Source organism: Saccharopolyspora sp. 6V, assembly GCF_020176785.1.
In the GTDB taxonomy this organism is placed as follows: Bacteria; Actinomycetota; Actinomycetes; order Mycobacteriales; family Pseudonocardiaceae; genus Saccharopolyspora_C; species Saccharopolyspora_C gregorii.
Map to the genome: position 1 here is coordinate 60,223 of NZ_JAIUKB010000016.1, position 20,739 is coordinate 80,961.

Annotated in this window: 7 protein-coding genes (1 of these 7 only partly in view); all 7 read left to right on the forward strand. The window is 73.8% G+C overall.

The genetic code is table 11. The features are described 5' to 3' along the window. A protein-coding gene (locus LCD35_RS03765; protein WP_225043709.1) for a hypothetical protein crosses the window boundary here: on the forward strand, window positions 1-14,239 show its end. 45,371 nt of this gene lie to the left of the window's left edge; only the last 14,239 of its 59,610 coding nucleotides appear in the window; its start codon lies beyond the left edge, outside the window; it ends in the stop codon at window positions 14,237-14,239. Window positions 14,240-14,320: 81 nt separating this feature from the next. Further along, window positions 14,321-14,887 (forward strand): type VII secretion system-associated protein, encoded by a 567-nt coding sequence (locus LCD35_RS03770; protein WP_224955964.1) that lies wholly within the window; start codon window positions 14,321-14,323, stop codon window positions 14,885-14,887. A 64-nt stretch (window positions 14,888-14,951) separates the two neighbouring features. Beyond that, window positions 14,952-15,551 carry a type VII secretion system-associated protein gene (locus LCD35_RS03775; RefSeq protein ID WP_224955963.1) on the forward strand — a complete coding sequence of 200 codons (600 nt, stop codon included), beginning with the start codon at window positions 14,952-14,954 and terminating at the stop codon, window positions 15,549-15,551. A 95-nt stretch (window positions 15,552-15,646) separates the two neighbouring features. Then, a complete protein-coding gene (locus tag LCD35_RS03780) occupies window positions 15,647-16,603 on the forward strand; it encodes a hypothetical protein (protein WP_224955962.1) in 957 nt (318 codons plus the stop codon). Between the two features lie 46 nt (window positions 16,604-16,649). Continuing rightward, a complete protein-coding gene (locus LCD35_RS03785; RefSeq protein WP_224955961.1) occupies window positions 16,650-17,267 on the forward strand; it encodes a type VII secretion system-associated protein in 618 nt (205 codons plus the stop codon). Then, window positions 17,264-17,878, forward strand: coding sequence for a type VII secretion system-associated protein (locus LCD35_RS03790; protein WP_224955960.1), 615 nt, complete (start codon window positions 17,264-17,266; stop codon window positions 17,876-17,878). Before LCD35_RS03785 ends, LCD35_RS03790 begins: the two co-directional genes overlap by 4 nt. Before the next feature lie 295 nt (window positions 17,879-18,173). After that, window positions 18,174-20,585, forward strand: a complete 2,412-nt coding sequence (locus tag LCD35_RS03795; RefSeq protein ID WP_224955959.1) for a right-handed parallel beta-helix repeat-containing protein — start codon at window positions 18,174-18,176, stop codon at window positions 20,583-20,585. The last annotated feature ends 154 nt before the right edge of the window (window positions 20,586-20,739 follow it).

The window sequence follows — 20,739 nt, forward strand, 5'->3', positions numbered from 1 at the left end:
GGACGGCGATGCCGAGCCGGTCGGCGTGCCGCGCGTGGAGGTCGAGGACACCGAAAGCTCGCGGAACGGCGAGAGCTCGCGGGACGACGGCGACGCGCTCTCCCGCGGTGACGAGAGCTCCCGCGACGGTTCCCGCCCCGATGACGAGCCGCGGGGCCGCGACCGCGAGCGGCTGGCACCGTCGGCGCGCTCGCGGTCCACGGTGCCGCGCAGCATCAGCCAGGACTGGTCCCGCCCGTCGCACCCGACGCCCGACCTCACCGACGCGGCGATCGAGCGGGCCTACGGCATCACCACCGAGAACCAGCGCCTGTTCCAGGAGTTCGTCGAGGAGCACGGGCTGGTCGTCGACGTGCGCCCGACGAACCCGGATTCGGTGCGGCTGCTCAAGGAGGGCGCCTACCCGAAGCCGCTGGAGATCAAGGCGAAGACGATCAACCGCCAGGACGTCCGGCTCGGCGCCCCCGAGCACGGCCTGGGCGCCGTCGGCTTCTTCGAACCGAAGCTGCCCGAGGACCTGACCGAGGCGGAGGCCCCGGGCCTGCGGGAGCGCGCGCGGCAGCGCCTCACCGAGTACCGCGAGCTGTTCTCCACCATGAAGGACCTCGCCAAGCAGTACTGGGTCGAGGACGGCGTGGTGCGCACCAACTCCGGCCTGGACGAGGGCGGCGCGTCCAGCGGCCGGAGCGTGCCGGTGGCCGGCGACCACGACGTGTTCAACATCCGCTCCGCCGAGGACGGGCGGGTGCTGCCGGAGGGCCGCTACCACGAGATGGTGCGCGAGCTGGTCGCCCGCAACATGGGTGTGCAGCACGGGGCGCACCGCTACTGGAACCCGCGCCGCGCCACTTACGAAGCGACGATCTTCGACACGATCAACCGGGGCCACGACCCGGGCCACGAGCCGCTGATCCGGTTCGCCCCCGGCGAACCGCCCGCCGAGGTGCACGCCGACCTGCCGGACATCCCGCAGGCGGGCGCCGACTTCGCCGCCGACATGGCCGCGCTCGCCGAGCGCTACCTCGGCCCGGAGGACGACGCGGCGCGGTCCGGGCGGACCTTCAGCTCCGACCCCGTGTCGGCCTGGGGGCCGTCCGCCGAGTCGCCGCGGGCGTGGACCGACGCGCAGGTGCGCGCCGACCTGGAGGCCGCCGCCGAGAACCTCTTCGACGAGAACCGCGGGCGGGCCCGGGACCTCGGCGACCCGCAGTCCCGCGAGGTCTCGCCGTTCACCCGCCTCGACGGGGACGTCGCGCGCACCGAACCGGACGCCGAACCCGCCCGCACCGCGGAGGAGGACGTCCGCGACGGCTACCAGCGGGCGGTGCCGCCGGAGCTCGCGCTGCCCGAGCAGCAGCTGCGGGATCGGACCGCCGAACTGACCTCGTTCGGCGATCCCGCCGCGCTGGAGCGGCACGCGCTCAACCCCGGCACCCCGGACCTGCTGGGCAGGCTCGGCGCCCGGATCGACGCGCTGCCCGACGAGGCCCGCCGCCAGGAGCTGCGCTCGCTGGTCGCGGACGCGGTGCTGGCCGCCACGACCGTGCCGGTGCGCACCGCCGAGCTCCCCCGCGGCGGGACCGAGCGGTTCCCGCTGCGCGCGATCACCCCGTCCCGGCTGGACCAGCTGCTCGTCGACGCCGAGCAGGCGCTGCGCTTCCGCCTCGACCCGCTGCGCACCGCGGGCCAGGAGCTCACCGAGATCGGCTACCGCGCCGACGAGCCGATGCCCGCCCGGCTGGCCCGGCTCGGCCTGCTCGCGCTGAACTCGCCCGCGCGGCAGGCGACGCTGGCCGAGCCGTTGTTCAGCGTGCTGCTGGCGAACCCGGAGGCGCTGCTGAACTCCTGGTTCGGCGCCACCGGCAACGAGCGGCAGCTGTTCCTGAACACCTGCATGAGCGCGGCGATCAACTCCGAGGTGCGGGCCTCGGTGCCGACGCTGGCCGGGTTGCTCCAGGTCGGTAGGGGTGCCGCGGACGTCGTGCTGCACAACCTCGGCCGAGTGCCGAAGGCGCGGCGCGAGAGCTGGGAGAACGCGTTCGGCCGCACCTACGAGGACATGGTGCGCAGCCGGGTCGAGCAGTCCCAGGCGGTCTTCGACGAACTGCGCGCCGACGGCCTCAAGCTGGTGCGCGAGGGCGGTGGCCGCGCGGAGTGGACGGCGCTGACCGAGCGCTGGTCGCGGACGATGCAGAAGCTCTCCGGGGCTTCGCTGCGGGAGAAGCCGCCGGTGCTCACCGACCAGATCCTCCCGGGACGCTGGGCGCTGAGCACGCTGCTCGCCCTCCCGCGCGGTTTCGACCGGCCGTTCCGCCGGATGCAGGGCGTCGACGGGCTGGTCTACACCGAGGCGCTGCGCACCCGGTTCGGCCTCGAACCGGACGCGTCGCCGTTCGGCGGGAACGGCGCGCAGTCGGTGCGGCCGGACCGGCTCGTGCCGCTGCCCGAGGTGTTCGCGACGCCGGAGGGCGGGCACGCCCTCTGGCAGCGCGTCGCCGAGCGCGCGGGCGTCGTGGTCTACACCCCGGGGCACGCGCTGTTCCTCCGCGCCGCCGACCAGGACGGTGCCCCGGTCTTCGTGGTCCACGACCCGAAGTACGACAGCTCGACGACCATGCGGGTGGACGAGTTCGCCGAGCTGGCCGACCGCCGTTCGATCTCGGTGTCCCCGCGCCTGCTGCCCGACGAGGACGACGGCACGTCCACCGACGACGGCGGCACGCCGCGCGACGACGACGGGCCCGACGAGGGCACCGACGGCGAACCGCCGGCCCGGGACCCGGAGGACTCCGACGACGCCGACGGCCCGCCCGCGGCGGAGCGGGACGAGACCGGGTCCGAGCCGGACCGGCCCGCCGGTCCGGAGCCGGAGGCCGCGCGCTCCGACCGGGACGACACCGGTTCGACGCGCACCGATCCCGCGCAGGAGTCCCGCACCGAACCGGCCGACGCGGCCACCGGCACCGACGCGGACCCGCCCCGGCCGGAGCCGGAGAACGCCCGCGTCGAGCCGGGAACGGCGCGTCCCGAGGCGGAGACCACCCGCGTCGAGTCCGAGAACGCTCGTCCCGACGCGGAGAACGCTCGGACGGAGCCGGTGAACGCGCGGACCGAGCCGGAGAACACCCCGGCCGAGCCGGCCCCCGCGACGACCACCAGCGCCGAGCGGGGCCCGATCCGGGCCTCCGCCGAAGAATCCGCGCGCCCGACCGCGGAGCTCACGGGGGAGACCGCGCGGAGCACGCCGCGCACCGACCCGGCCGACGCGGCCCCGCTCACCCCGCCCGCGCGGGCGCACCTGCGCGCCGCCGCGGAATCCGACCCGGCGCCGATCGGCGAGCTGCCGCGCGACCTCGGCGGGACCGAGCGCCCGGCCGCGCCCGCGCGCGACGCGGCGACCGGCGCCGGTCGCACCGGCGACGCCGTGATCGACGTGGACGGCACCGCCCCGGTGCAGGGCCCGCGCACCGAGCGCACCCAGCTGGTGGCGGACCTGCTGCGGCACAACGCGGTCATCGCCGACTCGATCGACGGCACCGCGGTGCGCCGCGACGTGCGGGCCGAGCTGGTGGGCTCGGGCGTGCCCGCGGACCGCGTCGAGCGGCTGCTCGACGGGCTCTCCGACATCGCGCTGAAGGACGACTTCAAGACGCTCACCCACGAGGGCGTGCGGCTGCGCTCCGGGCACGGCGCGGACGCCGTCGAGGTCCACGTGCGGCTCCGGGCGGGCGACGACACCGCGCCGGACGCGACGGGCGTGCCGACCGAGGGCAAGCAGGACTTCGCGCACGGCACCGACGTGGTCGCGGGCGGCGCCTACGGGAAGACCTCCGGCAGCGGGGCCTCGGCGCCGCCCCGCGACGGCGGGTTCACCCACTTCCTGTCCGTGCCGCTGGGCACCGAGCACCCGGTCCGCTCCCTCGACCCGACGGTCGGCTTCCGCGGCGCGACCCCGACGTCCTCCTGGCAGCACGCCGACACCACCGAGCTGGAGCACAGCACCAGCTACACCCCGCCGAACACCTGGTCCGGCAGCACCCACGACCTCTTCCACGACGTCGTGGTGCGGTACCCGGACGAGATCTCGGAGCTGACCGGCAGCCGGCCCGGCGGCGCGAAGCTGAGCATGCCGGAGATCTTCACCGAGCTGGACCCGGCGGAGGCGAAGGCGAACGGCGGCCCGCGCGCCACCTTCGTGCGCGGCGACCCGGCGCTGTTCGACGTGCTCGGCGAGCTGGTGGGCGGGCACCCGGACTGGCGGGACGCGCCGGGCACGATCAACTCGCCGGTGCGCAACGACCTGCTGGAGCTCAGCGGCGGCAAGAACCTCTCGCACCTGGGCAACGACGTGCTGGACGGCACGACGCTGACGAAGGCGCTGGAGACGCACAACAGCGCCGGTCGCCGCCGCACCGCGCAGGTGGAGATCCGGATGCGCCAAGGCGCCGGGCGCGGGTTCGCCGCCCCGCTGCAGCCGGCCCCGGAGACCGCGTCCCAGCACAGCACCGGTTCCGCGGACTCCTTCCGCACCGCGCCGGAGGAGGCGCCCGCGGAGCCCACCGGGACGATGCTCACCGAGCAGGGCCGCGGCTACAAGCACGAGGCCACGCAGACCACCGCCTCCACCCAGCCGTTCAACGTGAACGCCGGTCTCGGCCTCGGCTTCAGCTGGAGCCTGTTCGACAACCCGAGCACGCACCAGCCGAGCTACGTGCACGGGGACCGGCTGGACCTGCGCTTCGACGGGCGCGCGTTCCGCTCCAGCGGGCTGGACCGCTCGTCGGTGCGGACCGTGGAGAACACCGCGGCGACCACCTGGTTCGGCAGCGGCAGGCTGCACGGCGTCGCCAGCGACCTCGACTACGACATCACCGTCCGGTTCGACGACGGACAGGTGCTGGCGGCCACCCACCACGTGCCGGAGGGCGCGACGACGTGGACGCTCGCCGACGACCCGGCGACCGCGAAGGACGCCGAGGAGGACGCCGGGCACCCCGACGACGCGAACGCGGCGGCGTTCTCCCCGCACAAGGTGCTCGGAGCAGCCGAGACGCACTTCCCGCACGCCGACCGGCTGCGCGAGTCCGTCCGGGACCGGCTCCCGGCGGACGTGGTGCGCGACTTCGCGGGCACGAGCCGGAACGTGCGCGTGTCCGGCAACGAGGTGGCGCTGTCGTACTTCCTGTCGCCGCGCGGGCTGCTGGCGCACTCACCGCAGCTCAACGGCGACGGGATGTCCTTCCTGCTCGGTCGCGGCGACGGCGCGCGCACCGGGATCCCGGAGGACTTCGTCCGCGTCGTGGTCCGCGCCGTCGACCCCGCCGCCGAGGTCGCGGAGACCGGCTCCGAGCTCGACGGGCCCGCGGACCGGGACGGGACGACCGCGGACCCGGCCGAGCGGGACGGTGCCCCGGAGATCCCGACGATCACCGTCACCGACGTGGACGCCCCCGCCGGGCGCGCGAGCGAGGACGCGGACGGCAGCAGCGCGGCCCGCCGCTACACCCCCGACACCGACCGGGCCGCCGACGGTTCCGGCTGGGGCGACGCCACGCTGCGCGGCGAGCTCCAGGAGAAGGGCCGCATCGACCACTCGGAGACGGTGCGCGGCGCCACGACCGCGGGCGGCAGCTCCGGGGTGCGCGCGGGGATCGGCTCCTCGCGGATCAACCGGACCGTCGAGTTCACCGGCGGCTACAACCGCTCCTTCGGCGGCGAGCAGCGCACCCTGACCTCCTCCAGCGGGCAGGGGCGCGGCTTCGGCTGGGCGGGCGAGAAGTTCAGCTCGCACCCGCGCGAGGTCGACTACCTGGTGTCCCTGCACGGCAAGGGCGTGTCGGAGACCTTCACCGTCCGCGGCGGCGAAGCCACCACCTATCGCAGCGGCCGCACCCGGCTCACCGATCCCGGCCCCGACCGCGAGTCCGGCGCGATCACCGAGCCCGGCGGCACCACCGAGCCGGGGGCCGGCACCGAGCCCCGCACGAGCACCGAGGGCGGCGGCGGGTTCCGCCGGGTCGAGCACGACCGCCCGCAGCGGCCCGTGGGCTGGACGCCCGCCGCGCTGCCGGACCACCACGCGCTGCACGGGCTGGACCTGCCCGGCGGTCGCGCCGACCGCATCAACGGCGACCTGCTCGGCGAGAGCCCGTCCGGCGCGCGGGTGGCCGAGCAGCAGGTGCACGCGTTCGTCGGCGAGGACGCGATCGCGGTGAACCTGGACCGGGTCACGACCGGGACCTACCGCACGCCGGTGCACCGCCACGCCGAAGGCGAGTTCTTCGGCTTCCGCGACCGGATCGGCGACGTCGCGATGCATTCGGAGCTGAGCAATCCGACGGTGTCCGGTCCGCCGACGAAAATGACGTTGACGTTCATCACCAACACCACCGGCTCCACCGGGCACGGCGCGGACCGCACCCGCAACGACTACACGTTCGGCAACGGCCGGATCAGCGTGGCGCCGATCAAGAAGTTCTACCTGCTGCCGCAGCCCGGCTACGGCTACTCGCGCTACGACGTCGAGGGCGAGTCGTTCAAGCAGGAGCACGAGCACACCACCACGACCACCTACGTCGGACCGGCGTACCTGGTCACCTACGACGCGACGACGCTGCTGTCGGCCCGGAACGTCGACCACACCGGTGTCGGCCCGTACGACGGTCGCGGCGTCGGCGAGTGGCAGCACTACGAGGCGCACCGGCGGAACGCGGTGCAGGTGTGGGTGCCCGCGGCGGAGATCGACCAGATCGGGCTGCCGGAGGGCTGGGACGCCGGGCACGAGCAGGCGAAGGCCGACGCCCGCGCGAACGCCGCGTCCCGCCGGGACGGGGACGCGACCCGCGAGGACGGGGACGCGACCCGCGAGGACGCGGCGGACGGCACGACCGCCGAGGACGGCACCGCCGCCCGGACCGAGGACGACCAGGCCCGCACGGAGGGCGACCCGGCCCGGACCGAGGGCGAGCAGGCGCGCACCGAGGAGAACGCCGAGGAGAACTCCGAGGCCGCCGCCGAGCCCCGCACGGCCCCCGCGATCACCCTCGACGGCCACGCCTCCCCGAGCGTGCGCCCCGAGGTCACCGAACGCCTCGTCGCCCAGATCAAGGACGCGCTGCTCAAGGTCGACCCGGACGTGGTGCCGCGGACCGACCTGGCCCGCTTCACCCGCTTCCTCACCTCGGGCATCGCCGACGGCGTGCGGCACGTCGTCTACGGCGCCGGGCACCGGGTCGCGGCGGAGGAGCTGGCCCAGCAGGTGCTCGGCGAGGTCTCTCCGCGCGGCGTGGCGCAGCTGCTGCCGGACCTGGTGGGCCTCGGCAAGGAGTGGTCCACCTCGGTGGACGGCCCGCTGGGGTCGTCCCGGGTGACGCTGGCGCTGCGCGCCCGGATCGGCGAGGGCCGCTTCGACGGCACCGACGAGGGCTGGTCGGACAACCACCAGACGAAGGTCACCACGACGACCGGCTCCAGCTCCTCGTCCAGCCGCTCGCACAACGCGAACTTCTCGCTGCGCAGCCCGATCTACACGAACCAGCAGATCGCGCGGTCGGTCGGCACCGGCGCGCAGACCACGGGTTCGCTGGCGACGACGGTGCAGCGCACCGAGGAGTCGGTGAGCGAGCGCACCACCTCGCAGTTCACCAACGGCGACATCGCCCGGTTCAGCCACCCGATCGAGCTGGAGCTGGAGGTGCGCAAGACCTCGCACGCCAACCACGCGGCCCGCTCGCTCACCGGCGGCCTGGTGGACTGGGCGCTGCCGGGCGTGCAGACCACGACCGTGCGGCTCGACCCGATCCCGGACGCGGTGTCCAGCTACCACCCGGAGGGCGAGAGCAAGCCGGGCGAGCGCGAATCCCAGCCGGTGACGGGCTTCCCGGACGCGCACTACTCGCGAGTCGGCGCGCGTCATGTCGCCGGGCTGGTCCGCGACGTGGTGGACGGCGTCCCGGTGGGTGAGCACGTGAGCACTCCGCCCGCCGTGCCCGCGGAGGCCACCTCGGCTCGGCAGGCCATCAACAGCGGGGCGAACGCGTCGGCGCTGTCGGCGCACCTGCCCGCGGCGCTGGGGGAAGCGGGCTACCGGATCGAGGGCCTCGACCACGACGCGCGGCACTGGACCGCCGTCGGCCAGCGGCACCCGCTGAGCGCGCTGACCTTCCACGCCGAGCTGCAGCAGGCGCGGGTCACGCGCGCCGGCTACACCCCGCTGGAAGGCCTGGAGATCAACAAGACCGAGGTGACCCGCGGTTCGGCGGGCGACGAGCGCACCGCGGGGCCGATGTGGAACACCGCAATGGTCTCGGCACCACTCACCCTGTTCCCGCGGCCGAACCCGGGGTCGACCTGGGAACCGGGCACCGCGCTCACCGAGATGGGCGAGGTGTTCGGCCGCGGGCCCGCCATGAGCTGGCAGCGCACCGACGCCGCGAACCTCAGCGGGAAGAAGACCGAGGACATCACGCTCTCCGACGGCGAGGTGTACCTGGTCGAGGCCCGCACGAAGTGGACCCTCACCCCCGAGTACCGCGGCGAGGCGCCCGCGGAGTGGACGACGCCGCGCACCGCGCACGACACCGTCTACGTGCGCACCGACGAGAACGGCCTGCGCGCGATGGGCCTGGAACCGCCGAAGAAGGACGACGACGGATCGACCTCCGACGCGGACGAGTTCTTCGACGCCGAGGACGGTCCGGCACCGCGCGGCTCCGACGAGCCCGCCCCGCGCCGCCCCGCGTCCGAGGACGCTGCGCGGCTGGACGCCGACCGGCCCGCGGATCGCGACGCCGACGAGTCCGCAGGGCGCGACACCGACGAGCGCGCGGGCCGCGACTCCGACTCCGAGGAGTTCTTCGACGCCGAGGAGCACCTCCCGGGCGAGCGGCGCGCGTCCGACGCCGACCTCGACGTCTCGATGCGCTTCGCGGACAACTCCTACCCGCAGGGCTACGGGCCGGGCAGCCACTACCAGTACCCGCAGGGCTACGGCAGCGGCACGTACTACCCGGAGTCCAGCGGCTACGACCACGACGCCACGCCGGGCACCACCGTCCCGATCGCCTCGGACTTCAGCAGTCCACGGTCGAAGATCTTCGGCCGGGACGACCGCGGCCGTAAGCTCGGCATCCCGCTGAGCCAGATCGACTACGAGATCATGCCGTCGACCGGCGACTACAGCGAAGGCATCTCGTTCCGCCGCACCGGATACGCGCTCACCGAGTCCTCCGACAAGTTCGTGCAGACCCTGCCGGGGGAGAGCGTGGTCAGCGCGGCGGCGCGCACCAAGCGGCCCGGGGACGCCCAGCTGGACGGCAACGCGTTCTTCGTGGACGTCGCGCGCGACGGCGACGGCTACCGGATCCGGCTCCGCGACGGCCGGGCGGTGACGGTCAGCCCTGAGACGCTGGGCGCGATCGTGGCCCGGGTCAACTCGTTCCGCACGTTGCAGCGGGAGCAGAACTCGGCGGGCGACCCGGTCCCGATGTCGGTGGTGCTGCTGAGCTCGCCGCGGGCCAAGGTGAGCGGCGTGCTGGACCAGCTGCGGGAGGAGGGCTTCCACGGCGAGGTGCTGCGCCCGCGCGGCGACGTCACCCAGCTCGCCGACGGTCGGTTCGGCGTCGCGGGCAACGAGGGCTGGAGCCGCTACGGCGCAGGCAGCGGCAGCTCGAAGTTCGTGTACTCGAAGGGCAACGTCCGCAACATCGAGTTCTTCGAGCGCTACCTGCCGAACGCGGAGTTCATCCCGGATCACGACAAGGCCATCAAGGTCACGGACAAGAACTGGAAGGAGTACTGGATCACGCCGAGCGAGGCGCGGCCGAAGGCGTTCACCACGCGGGCCGGCGGTGTGTGGCGCGTCAACGGCCTGTCGTTCGTCGGCAAGAAGCACGACGTCCGGACAGACGCGGCGATCGCCGACGCCCTCGACGGCTTCACCCGCGTCGTGCGCACCCGCCCCGGTGAGGGCATCACCGATAAGCTCGTGCGCCGGCTGCCGAAGCTGTCCCCGGAGCACGACCCGACGGCTCGGCTCGCGGCGCTGCCGTGGAAGCTGGAGCGCCAGAACGTCCTGGACGTGACCACCGGCAAGGCCAAGAGCATCCGGACCGGCCCGGCGCTGCTGAGCTCGCACGGCAACGCCGAAGAGATGACCATGCACATCAAGCGGGGCGACCAGCAGCTGGAGATGTGGCTGCCCGGCAGCTCGTTCATCTACATGCTGGTGCAGCAGAAGGAGTTCCAAGACCTCTACGCCGCCAACCCCGGCGTGGAGTTCGCGGTAACCGTCTGCGAGGCCGGGGCCGAGGGCGCCAAGGTACTGCCGAAGATGATGGAGATGGCGAGGCGGTTCACCATGCCGAACCGCTTCTTCACCGGCGCCGACACCATCAGCATGATCAAGCTGGAGGACGGTGACCGAAAAGGCGCCACCATCGGCGTCGATAACAACAAGGGCTGGGTGTCCGCCTACGTCGCCTCCGACGGCCAGGTCGTGCACAACTCCTACCCGCACACCCGGTACTCCGACGAAGAGCTGGAGACGCTGCCGTTCCGCTCGAAGATCTCCAGCGGCGGGCACAACCACCGCGGCACCGGGCCGGTGCCGCTGAGCACCGAGTACCTGAACCCGAATGTGTCGGTGCGGGCGCAGGACGAGCAGGGCAGACCGTTGACGCTGCCGATCGACCAGATCGGCTACCACCGCACCGCCGGCGACTCCGGGCTCGGCGTCGCGTTCGGGCGGCCGGAGTTCCGGCTCGACGGCGACGCGGACCGGGTCGTGGCCACCATGCCGGGCGAGACCGTCGAGCAGGCCGCCGGGCACGAGAAGCGGCCCGGCCACGAGAGCGCGCTGCCGAAGGGCGCGAAGTTCTACGCCGAGGCCGCGAACACCGACCGCGGCTTCCGGGTCCCGCTGGTCGGCGGCAGGCACGCGTTCCTGCGCGGGGACGCGCTGGCCGCGGTGATCGGGCAGATCCCCGCCGCGAACGAGTTCCTGAACCGGGGCGCGCACCTCGCGCTGCTCGCCGACGACGTGGCCCCGGCCGAGGTCGTCGCGGGGCTCTCCCGGCAGGGCTTCGAGAGCTCCGTCATCTCCACCGGGGGCAAGCTGGGGCAGCTGCCGGACGGGCGGCTCGGCGCCGCCGGCAACGCCGGGTTCACCACGACGCGGGCTGACGGCACCAGCAGCACCCACGGCCGGTTCTCGGCGGGCAACGTGGAGAACATCGCGTTCTTCGAGTCGGAACTGCCGCGCAGCGAGCACATCCCGGACGCCGACGCCCCGATCCGCGGCGTGGACCTGAACGGCGAGCCGTTCGAATTCCTCCCGCACGAGGTGCACCGCGCCGGCTACCGCACCGGCGACGACGGCGGCGCCCGCACCACCGCGGTCGACTTCACCGGCGCGGACCGCTCCGCGAGGCACGGGGTGAACCCGTTCAAGCTGCTCGCCGAGCAGGCCGACTCGACGCGGCAGGTCGCCCGCACCCGGCCGGGCGAGGAGTTCGCCAAGACCTCCGCGTCCGGGCGGCGCAGGCTCGGCACCTCCGATCCGCTGCAGCGGCTCGTCGACTCCCCGTGGACCCCGACGAAGATCGAGGTCACCGACCCGGCGACCGGTCAGCGGAAGGTCGTGGACGCGGGCCCGAACATGCTCGGCGGGCACGGCAGCGAGCACCACGTCGGCGTGCTGGTGCACCGGAACGGCGTCGAGCACAAGGTCCGGGTCAGCGGTGCGGACTACATCCGCACCCTCGCGCAGACGCCCGAGTTCCGGGACATGCGCCGGGCGAACCCGCACAGCCCGTACCTGCTGACCGTGTGCAAGGCGGGCGGCGACGGCGGCAGCACCTTCTCCTCCGCGGTGCGGGAGCTGCGTTCGATGTCGGTGCGCAACGAGGTCATCGCAGCCCGCGACGTGCTGGACCTGACGGTCACCGGGAACAAGCCGATCGTGTCGGTCGTCGACAACCAGGGCTGGGTCAGCAGCCGGATCGAGGACGGCGCCGAGACCCCGGTGCTGCACGAGGGCACCCGCTACACCGCGGCCGAGCTGGCGACCATGATCGGCTACCGCCCGGGCGACGCCCGCGGTCCCGCCGCCGAGCACTCGACGTCCTTCGGCGAGGACGGCGGCCCCGGCCCGTCCCGCGGCCCGCGGCCGAGCCGGGAGGCGATCATCGCGGAGGTCGACCGGCTGGCCAAGAAGTGCACCTGCAAGCAGAACAAGAAGCAGTGGGGCCGCGTCACCCACGACGTGGTGGTCCGCTACGCCCGCAGCTACGAGGGGGACCGCACCGGGCAGAGCCTGCGGCACCTCGACCGCCAGATGTACAACGCGGTCGTCGCCGCGGAGCGCCGCGAGCGGACGGGCGACGCCGAGCCGGTCGCGGACGGGCAGAAGGTCCCGGCGGCGGTCGCCGAGCAGGAGCTCCAGACGATGCTGCACAACGGGCACCTGGTCTTCGCCAGCAACTACAACCGGTCCGTGTTCCGGCTGCACGACGTGCTGAGCGAGCTCAGCGGCACCGACCGCGCCTCGGACCTGGGTGACAGCGACGCCCTGCAACGGCTGGTGCAGCAGGACTTCGGCGAACCCGGCCGCGCCGGTGCCGACAGCGACGGCGAGGCACCCCCGGCCGTGCCGCCGAAGAAGGGCCCCGGCAAGCGCGCCTCCGGCGTCCCCGACGGCGGCGGCAAGCGCCGCCGGACCCTCGACGGGGTGGACGACTCCGAGCAGCAGCCCGGCGGCAAGGCGATGCGCGAGATCGAGCGCCGGCGCCGCGACCGGCAGGCCATGCTGAAGGTGCGGGAGGGTCTCACCCCGGACGAGCAGGCGATGGACGTGGACGGCTCCGGGAATGAGGTGTTCAAGCGGGACAACGAGACGCTGCAGGCGCTGCGCCAGGCCTCGCACATCCGCCTGGTCGACATCTCCAACGACAAGGCGAACGATCCGGCCTACCGCGAATACCTGGCGAAGCTGCTCTCCGACGACGCCGAGTACGCCGGCTACGCGTACCTGGTGTACGACGGCGACGGCGCGGGCAAGATGCACGCCGAGCAGAAGCTGCTCCAGCTGTTGCAGAACGCGGGGATCACCGCGGAGACCCAGGGCGGCCCCACCCACCTCCGCGGCACGAAGCGCCCGTGCGACCCGTGCCTGTCGCTGCTGCGCTACTTCCGGGACAAGGTCGGGCTGGACCTGCGGTTCAACGACCGCGGCAACCACTACTACCGGGAGTCCCTGGAGACCGGGGTGCGCCACCTCGCCGGGTACGACGAGTCGAAGGGGCCGGAGCTGGGCGAGCACCTGCGGGACGACCTGGGCGATCCGAACCGCGTCATGTACATGTCCGCGCCGAAGCACACCAGGCCCGCGCCGGCCGGATCCGCGCCCGGCCTGCGGGGCGTCGAGCTGGGCGCGGAGGGCGGCGAGCAGCAGCGCTACACGGTGCCGGAGAAGACCCGGGACGCCCAGGGCGAACCGGTGCTGGAGTTCCCGCCGGACTCCGACATCCAGGGCATGGTCGACACCGCCTCCAACAGCGAGGCGGAGGACGACGCGCCGATCACCGACCTGGTCGCGCACACCCGGCACCTGCGGATCGGCAACCGGCCGGGGGCCGAAGCACCCGAGGTGAAGGAGCCCGGCGCGGTCCGCAAGCAGCGCGAGCAGGCGCACTTCGACGCCGTCGTGGCCCCCCAGCTGCAGGCCGCGGCGGGCGAGGCGTTCTGGCGCGAGGTCGAGGCCCGCCCACCGCGCGGTGGCAAGTTCACCCTGGAGTTCCCCGACGAGCTGCGCCACAAGATCAAGGAGCTGATCGACGCGACCCCGGAACTCAAGCCGCGCATCTCCGAACGCCTCCGGATGACCACGATCGCGATGGACAAGCAGCTGGGCAAGATCGGCGGCTCCACCCGCAAGCTGGCCTACCGCGTCGAGAACATCGAGGGCGCGGAGGCCCGGCTGGCGGCCGCCATGCCCGCCGAGTTCCGCGCCATGTGGGAAGCCGAGAAGCGGGCCGCGGCGAACGAAGGCCGCGACCCGAAGAAGCTGGACTCGAAGAAGGTGAAGTTCACCGAGGCGTTCGAGGACGTGCTGCACGCCATGGTCAACGAGGGCGAGAAGAAGATCTCCGCCAACTCGGTCGCGCAGTTCCTGCTCATGCCGGAGAACACCTTCAAGAGCCGGATGCAGAACATCGCGAAGAAGCGCGGTGCCGGGAGCTAGGGGAGCGGGCCCGGCGCGGGCCCGACCGGGAACGGCACGGATAGGGTGGGTCGCGGGGCGGCCCCGATCGAAGGACTCCTGATGCGCGACGAGACCCCGCGGGACGACGCGGACCGCCAGTGGGTGCTGCTGGTCGACCCGGCCTGGCAGCCCGAGCCGGAGGACGAACCGGCCCCGGCGGAAGCCGTGGTGGGCGCCTGGGTGCTCGAGGCCGACGGCTCCGTCGGCCCGTTCCAGCCGAACCCGGACTACCTGCCCTCGCGCGAGGACTCGCCGACCGATCCGGTCGACGCCGCCGTGCAACTGGTGGTGCGCGGGGAGCAGTCGGAACGGGCCGCGATCGAGACGATGCGGGACGCGATGTTCGGCATCGCCCTCGACGGCCGGGGCGCCGCGATCGTGGCGCCGTCGCCGGACGGCGTGCCCTCGGTGCTGGTGGCGACGTCCCCGGTGCACGCCCGGCCGCTGGACGTGCCGAGCTGGCAGGAGATCAGCGCCGCCGACCTGGCCGCCTCGTTGCCCGCGGAGGGCGTGGACGTGCTGCTGAACCCGGGCGCCCCGGCGTCGATGCGGGTGGTCGCGGCCGCGCTCAAGGAGGTCGTCGCCGAACCCGCGCCGACCGCGCGGTCCCCGTTCGCCCGCCCGTGACGGGCCGCCCGGCCGCGCCGAGCCGACCGCCCGTGACGAGCCGACCGGCCCTGACGACCCGACCGTGACCACGAACCGAGAGGACCCCGCCGTGGCGGACACCGACAGCGCCGAGGCCGCGCGGGAGGACACCGGCGAGCACTGGGCGATGCTCGTCGACCCGAACTACGCCCCCGAGAACCCGGATGACCCGGTGCCGGAGGAGGCGATCGTCGGCGCCTGGTACGTCAGCGACGGCGGCGTCACCGAGCGGTTCGCCCCGAACCACGCCTACCGCCCGTCGAGCCCGGAGCTGCCGACCGACCCGCTGGACGCGCAGCTGCGCCTCGCCGCCCGCGGGGAGGGCACCGCGGACGACTTCGTCGCCTCGCTGCCCGGCGCGCTGATCTGCCTCGCGCTGGACGAGGACGGTTCGGCGATCGTCACCCGCGCCCCCGACGGCGTGCCGTCGGTGCTGGTGGTGACCTCGCTGGCGCAGTCGCACCGGCTCACCGTCGAGTCCTGGCAGGAGATGGACGTGGAGCGGCTCGCCGCGCTGCTGCCGGCGGAAGGCGTCGACGTGCTGTTCAACCCGGGCGGGGAGGCCTCGGTGCGGCTCGGCGCCGACGAGCTCCGCCGGGCGCTGGCCGCGGAACCGGAGGAACCGGGCACCGCCGGTTCGTGAGGGTTTGACCGCACCCCGGAAACCCCGGCCGGGTCGAGGGCCGGCGTCGGGCGCGGTCGTGGGACGATCGTCCGAGGGAGAGGGAGGTGCGCGGGGTGTCCACTGCCGATCGGATGCACGACCTGTTGCTGCACTTGGCGGGACGGGTGCCGGACGACTTCCTCGCATCGATGCGGGAAGTGCTGTCCACCGGAGTCGTCGGCCGGGTCGCCGGATCGGTGTGCGAACGGCTCGCGGAGGACAAGGTCTCGGTGACGATCGCCCAGGCCGGTCTGCTCAGCGAGCTCGTCGACGACGCCGCTTCCGCCGTGTTCACCGGCATCCCCATCGCCGACGAGACCCCGCCCGCGGTGTGGCTGTTCGACGCCGACGAGGCGCCGGAGCGGACCGCGGACGCGACCGCCGCGCTCAGCGCGGTGCTGTCCCGGAACCCGTCCGCCCGCGGCCTCTGGACCGCGTGGCGCCGTCCGTTCCGCGGCGAGGGCTCGCCGCTGCCGGTGCACGTGGTCACCACCGACGAGGACGGCGACCTGCCGCGGCTCAGCGGCGAACTGCACCGCGCGCTCGCCGACCACCCCGACGTGCCGCGGATCGAGGTCGTGGGCCCGCGGGACGTGCCCGCCTACCAGCGCGCCGCCCGCGGGCGCGGCACCCTGTCCTGGGCCGTGGACGAACCGGTGGAGCTCCGGATAGCGCGGGTCTTCGACCGCGTCGACCCCGACCGCGGCCCCGAGTTCGACCGCGACCACCCGGTGCTCGAAGCCGAGGACCGCGAAGAGGCGCTGGCCTACCTGCGCGCGGGGGAACTGCTGCTGAGCACCGGCGCCGCGATGGACGACGTGGTCGACCCGGACCGCGGGCAGGTCGTGCCGACCAGCTACCGCGGCGACGGCGTCTGGCTGTGGCCGGAGGCGGTCACCTACTACCTGGAGGAGCACGGGCTCGCCCCCGACGAGCGCTTCCTGGAGCACATCCGCCGCGCGGGCGGTCTGCCCGAGCCGCTGGACGCGGTGCGCACTCACCGCGCGCTGCGGCACCTCTTCGAATCCTGATCAACCCGCAGAACGCACCCCCGGCGGGGAGTGAGGAGACCGCGGCATGCCGGACACCGGCGAGTCCCGCTTCTACCTGCTGATGGACCCGGGCTGGGCGCCGTCGGCGGCGGAGACCGAACCTCCGGTCGAAGCGATCATGGGCCTGTGGCCGGCGGCCGAGGACGGCGGGCTCGGCAGGTTCCGGCCCAACCCGGGCTACGCGCCCACCGATCCCGACGCGCCCGCCGATCCGCTCGACGGGCTGTTCCGGATGCTCACCGCGCGCCGGGCCGAACCGGACCAGCTGCGGCTGCTGCTGCACGACAGCGAGCTGGAGGTGGCGCTGGGCCGCGGCGGCGGGCCGCTCGTGGTGCGCTCGCCCGACGACGTGCCCTGCCTGCTGGTGGCGACCTCGCCGCACTACCGGCTCGGCTCGGAGCAGATCGGCTCCTGGTGGCGGACCGGGGTGGACGGCCTCGCGGACCTGATCCCCGAGGGCACCGACGTGCTGTTCAACCCGGGCAGCCCGGGTTCGCTGCGGCTGGTGGCCGGATTCGTGCGCTCCGCCCGGGAACCGTCCGCCGAGCAGCGCGCCTCCGCGCGCGCCGGCCTGCCCACCGCCGCGGGTGAGCAGCTGCGCCTGCTGGCCTGGCCGATCGACCCCGCCGAGGAGTCCAGATGAGCGAGCCGACCCCGGAGCAGGACCTCACCGCCGGTGCGGCGGCGGTGCCGGACCGGGAGACCGCGCCGACCGACTGGATGATGCTCACCGACCCGGCGTGGGTGCCCGCGGAGGAGGACGCCGAACCGCCCCGGGAAGTGCTGCTCGGCGGCTGGCCGATGTGGATCGACGGCTCCTGGGGACGCTTCCAGGCGAACCCCGCCTACCAGCCGCTGACCCCGGAATCGCCGAGCGACCCGGTGGACGCGGTGCTGCGCATCATGGTCCGCGAGGACTACGGCGCGGATGCCCTGCTGTCGGTGCTGGTGGACACCGCGCTGGAGATCGCGCTCGACGAGGACGGCGTCGCCGTCCTCGACCGGTCCCCGGACGGCGTGCCCTCGGTGCTCGTGGTCACCGCCCCGGTCCACCGCGACCGGGTCGACGCCGCCGACTGGCGCGGCACGAACGCCGCCGAGATCGCCGGAGCGCTGCCGGAGAGCGGCGTCGACCTGCTGCTGAACCCGAACTCGCCCGCGTCGATGCGGCTGTCCGCCGACGCCCTCCGCGCGCACCTCGCGGCCGACGATGACGAGGCCGCCCGCGGACCGCTGCGAACCGAGATCGGATAGCGTGTGACCAGGGTGTCGCCCACCGCGATCACCCATGAAGGATGTCCCCAGGAACAGCGGCCCACCGGCTCCAGAGCCGCCGTGGCGACCGGGTCGGCGGTTATGACTGAATCGGATCGCCGCAGCGGGCCGCGGAACCGCCGGTCCACCCGGCGCGCGGTCATCGCGGACGCGCTCGCAGCGCACCGCGATCCGGATCGCCTCGGGTGCCGCCACGCCGCAGGAGCGGCCAGGAGCCGCTGCTCGGCGGGGACGCATCGGTCGCACGCACGGTGAGTACGGAGGAACCGGGAACGTGAGCCAGAACGTCATCATGGTCACCCAGGGCACCGGCCAGGGGCACCGGAGCATCGGAGACGCCGTCGACAGCGCGTCCGAGGGTGCGGTGATCGTGGTGGGTCCGGGGCGCTACACCGAGAACCTGGTGCTGACCAAGGCCATCACCATCACCGCCGAGGATGGTCCCGGGACCGTCCGGATCGTGGCGCACAAGGGGGTCGCGGTCGCGCTGGCCGCCGACTCCGCCGCGCTGTCCGGCGTCACCGTGGACGCCATCGACGGGGAGAACCCGGCCGTGCTCGCGACCGCCGGTCAGCTCACCCTCACCGAGTGCGAGGTCCGCGCCAGCGGCTGGGCCGCCATCTACGCGCGGGACACCGGCAGCGTGCTCATGCGCGAGTGCAAGGTGCGCAACCAGGTCGGCGCCGGAGTCGTGGTCACCTCCAAGCAGGGCGGTGTGCTGGACTCCTGCGAACTGCTGGAACTGGGCACTTCCGCGGTCGTCGTCGCCGACGGCGGTGGGCTGACGGTGCGCGCCTGCGCGGTGCGCGAAGCCGCGGGCAACGGGATCTGCCTCAACGGCCGGGGCCGGATCACCGTCGAGGACACCACCGTCGCGGGCACGTCGAAGCCCGCGATCGCCGTGGAGCAGCACGCGCAGCTCACCGCGACCCGGCTGAACGTGGTGGACAGCAAGGGGATCGGCTTCTACCTCGCCAGCTCCGAGTCCGTGCAGCTGGAGGAGTGCCGGGTGGAGCGCGCCGGCGCCGAGGGCATCTACGTCGCCGAATCCTGCTCGCCGATCATGCGCGGCTGCCGCGTCCAGGGCGCCCGCGGCCGCGGCCTGCACTTCGCGGGCCGGGCCTCCGGCGAGATCAGCCGCTGCGAGGTGTCCGATGTGGACGGAATCGGCATCGGCGTGACCGAGCGCAGCGTCCCCGAGTTCGACCAGACCGACGTCTCCGCCTGCACCGGCGGCGTCCGCGTCGACGACGGCTCCGACCCGTTCTTCCGCAGGCTCCGCGTCGTCGGCAGCGACGGCGCCGCGATCGCCGTGGACACCGGGGCGCGCGGCCGGCTGGAGAACATCGAGGTCGACCAGACCGGCGGCTCCGGCCTGGAGGTCACCGGCGAGGCGCGGCCCGCCATCAGCGGCCTCAGCATCCGCCGCGCGGGCGGCTCCGGCGTCGAGGTGAAGGGCGCCGCGCTGTCGCTGTCCAACTGCGACATCACCGAATCCGCCGGGTACGGCGTGCACGCCGGCCCGGGCGCGGACCTGTCGCTGACCAAGTGCCGGGTGCACGGCAGCGGCAAGGTCGGCTGCCACTTCGCCGACGGCGCCTCCGGATCCGTCACCGACTCCGAGTTCACCGGCAGCGCCTCCGACGGCGTCCACCTCGAAACCGAGGAGACCGTGGCGCTGTCCGGCTGCACCGTCCGCGACAACCGCGGCAGCGGCGTCCGGCAGCTCAAGCCCAGTGCGAAGATCACCGTCGAGAACCTGATCAGCGGCGGCAACGGTGCGCAGGACGCCTACGGCAGCTCCGCGGCGGCCACCACCGACCAGCAGTCCGCCGACCAGCAGGCTCAGCCCGCGCGGGACCGCGCGCCCAGCGGCTCCGACCCGCTCGGCGAGCTCAACCGGCTCGTCGGCCTCGACGGCGTGAAGCGGGAAGTGACCTCGCTGGTCAACCTGAACAAGATGGCGCAGCGCCGCGTCGACGCCGGGCTGTCCGCGCCGCCGATGGCCCGCCACCTCGTCTTCGCCGGCGCCCCCGGCACCGGCAAGACCACCGTCGCCCGGCTCTACGGCCAGGTCCTCGCCGAACTCGGCGTGCTGCGCTCCGGGCACCTCATCGAGGTGGCGCGGGCCGACCTCGTCGCGCAGATCATCGGCGGTACCGCGATCAAGACCACCGAGGCGTTCAACACCGCGCTCGGCGGCGTGCTGTTCATCGACGAGGCCTACACGCTCAGCTCCGGCCGGGGCGGCAGCGGACCCGACTTCGGCCGCGAAGCCATCGACACCCTGGTGAAGCTGATGGAGGACCACCGCGACGACGTCGTGGTGATCGCCGCCGGGTACTCCAACGAGATGCGCGAATTCCTCAGCGCCAACCCCGGCATGGAATCCCGGTTCAGCCGCACCATCGAGTTCGCGAACTACTCGCCGGAAGAGCTCGTCACCATCGTCGAATCGCAGTGCCGCAAGCACGACTACAAGCTCGAGGACGACGCCGTCACCGTGCTGCTGGAGTACTTCGAGGCCATCCCGAAGGACGGCACCTTCGGCAACGGCCGCACCGCGCGCCGGGTCTTCGAGGCGATGACCGACCGGCAGGCGTCCCGGCTCGCGGCCGACGTGTCGGCGATCGACGACGACCTGACGATCCTCAAGGCCGAGGACCTGGACACCTCGCTGGTCTGACGGGTTCGGCGGCGGGAGCCGGACGGCCTCCTGCCGCACCGTCGTCGCGGGGGGGGGGGGGGGGGCCCCCCCCCCCCCCCCCCCCCCCCGCGGGCGCCGGGGGGGGGGGGGGGGGGGGGGGGGGGGGCGGCGGGCGCGGCGGGCGCCGCTCCGA

Coding starts and splice junctions, on each gene's coding strand:
- LCD35_RS03770 (WP_224955964.1), top strand. CDS start 14,321: ATGCGCGACGAGACCCCGCGGGACGACGCGGACCGCCAGTGGGTGCTG.
- LCD35_RS03785 (WP_224955961.1), top strand. CDS start 16,650: ATGCCGGACACCGGCGAGTCCCGCTTCTACCTGCTGATGGACCCGGGC.
- LCD35_RS03790 (WP_224955960.1), top strand. CDS start 17,264: ATGAGCGAGCCGACCCCGGAGCAGGACCTCACCGCCGGTGCGGCGGCG.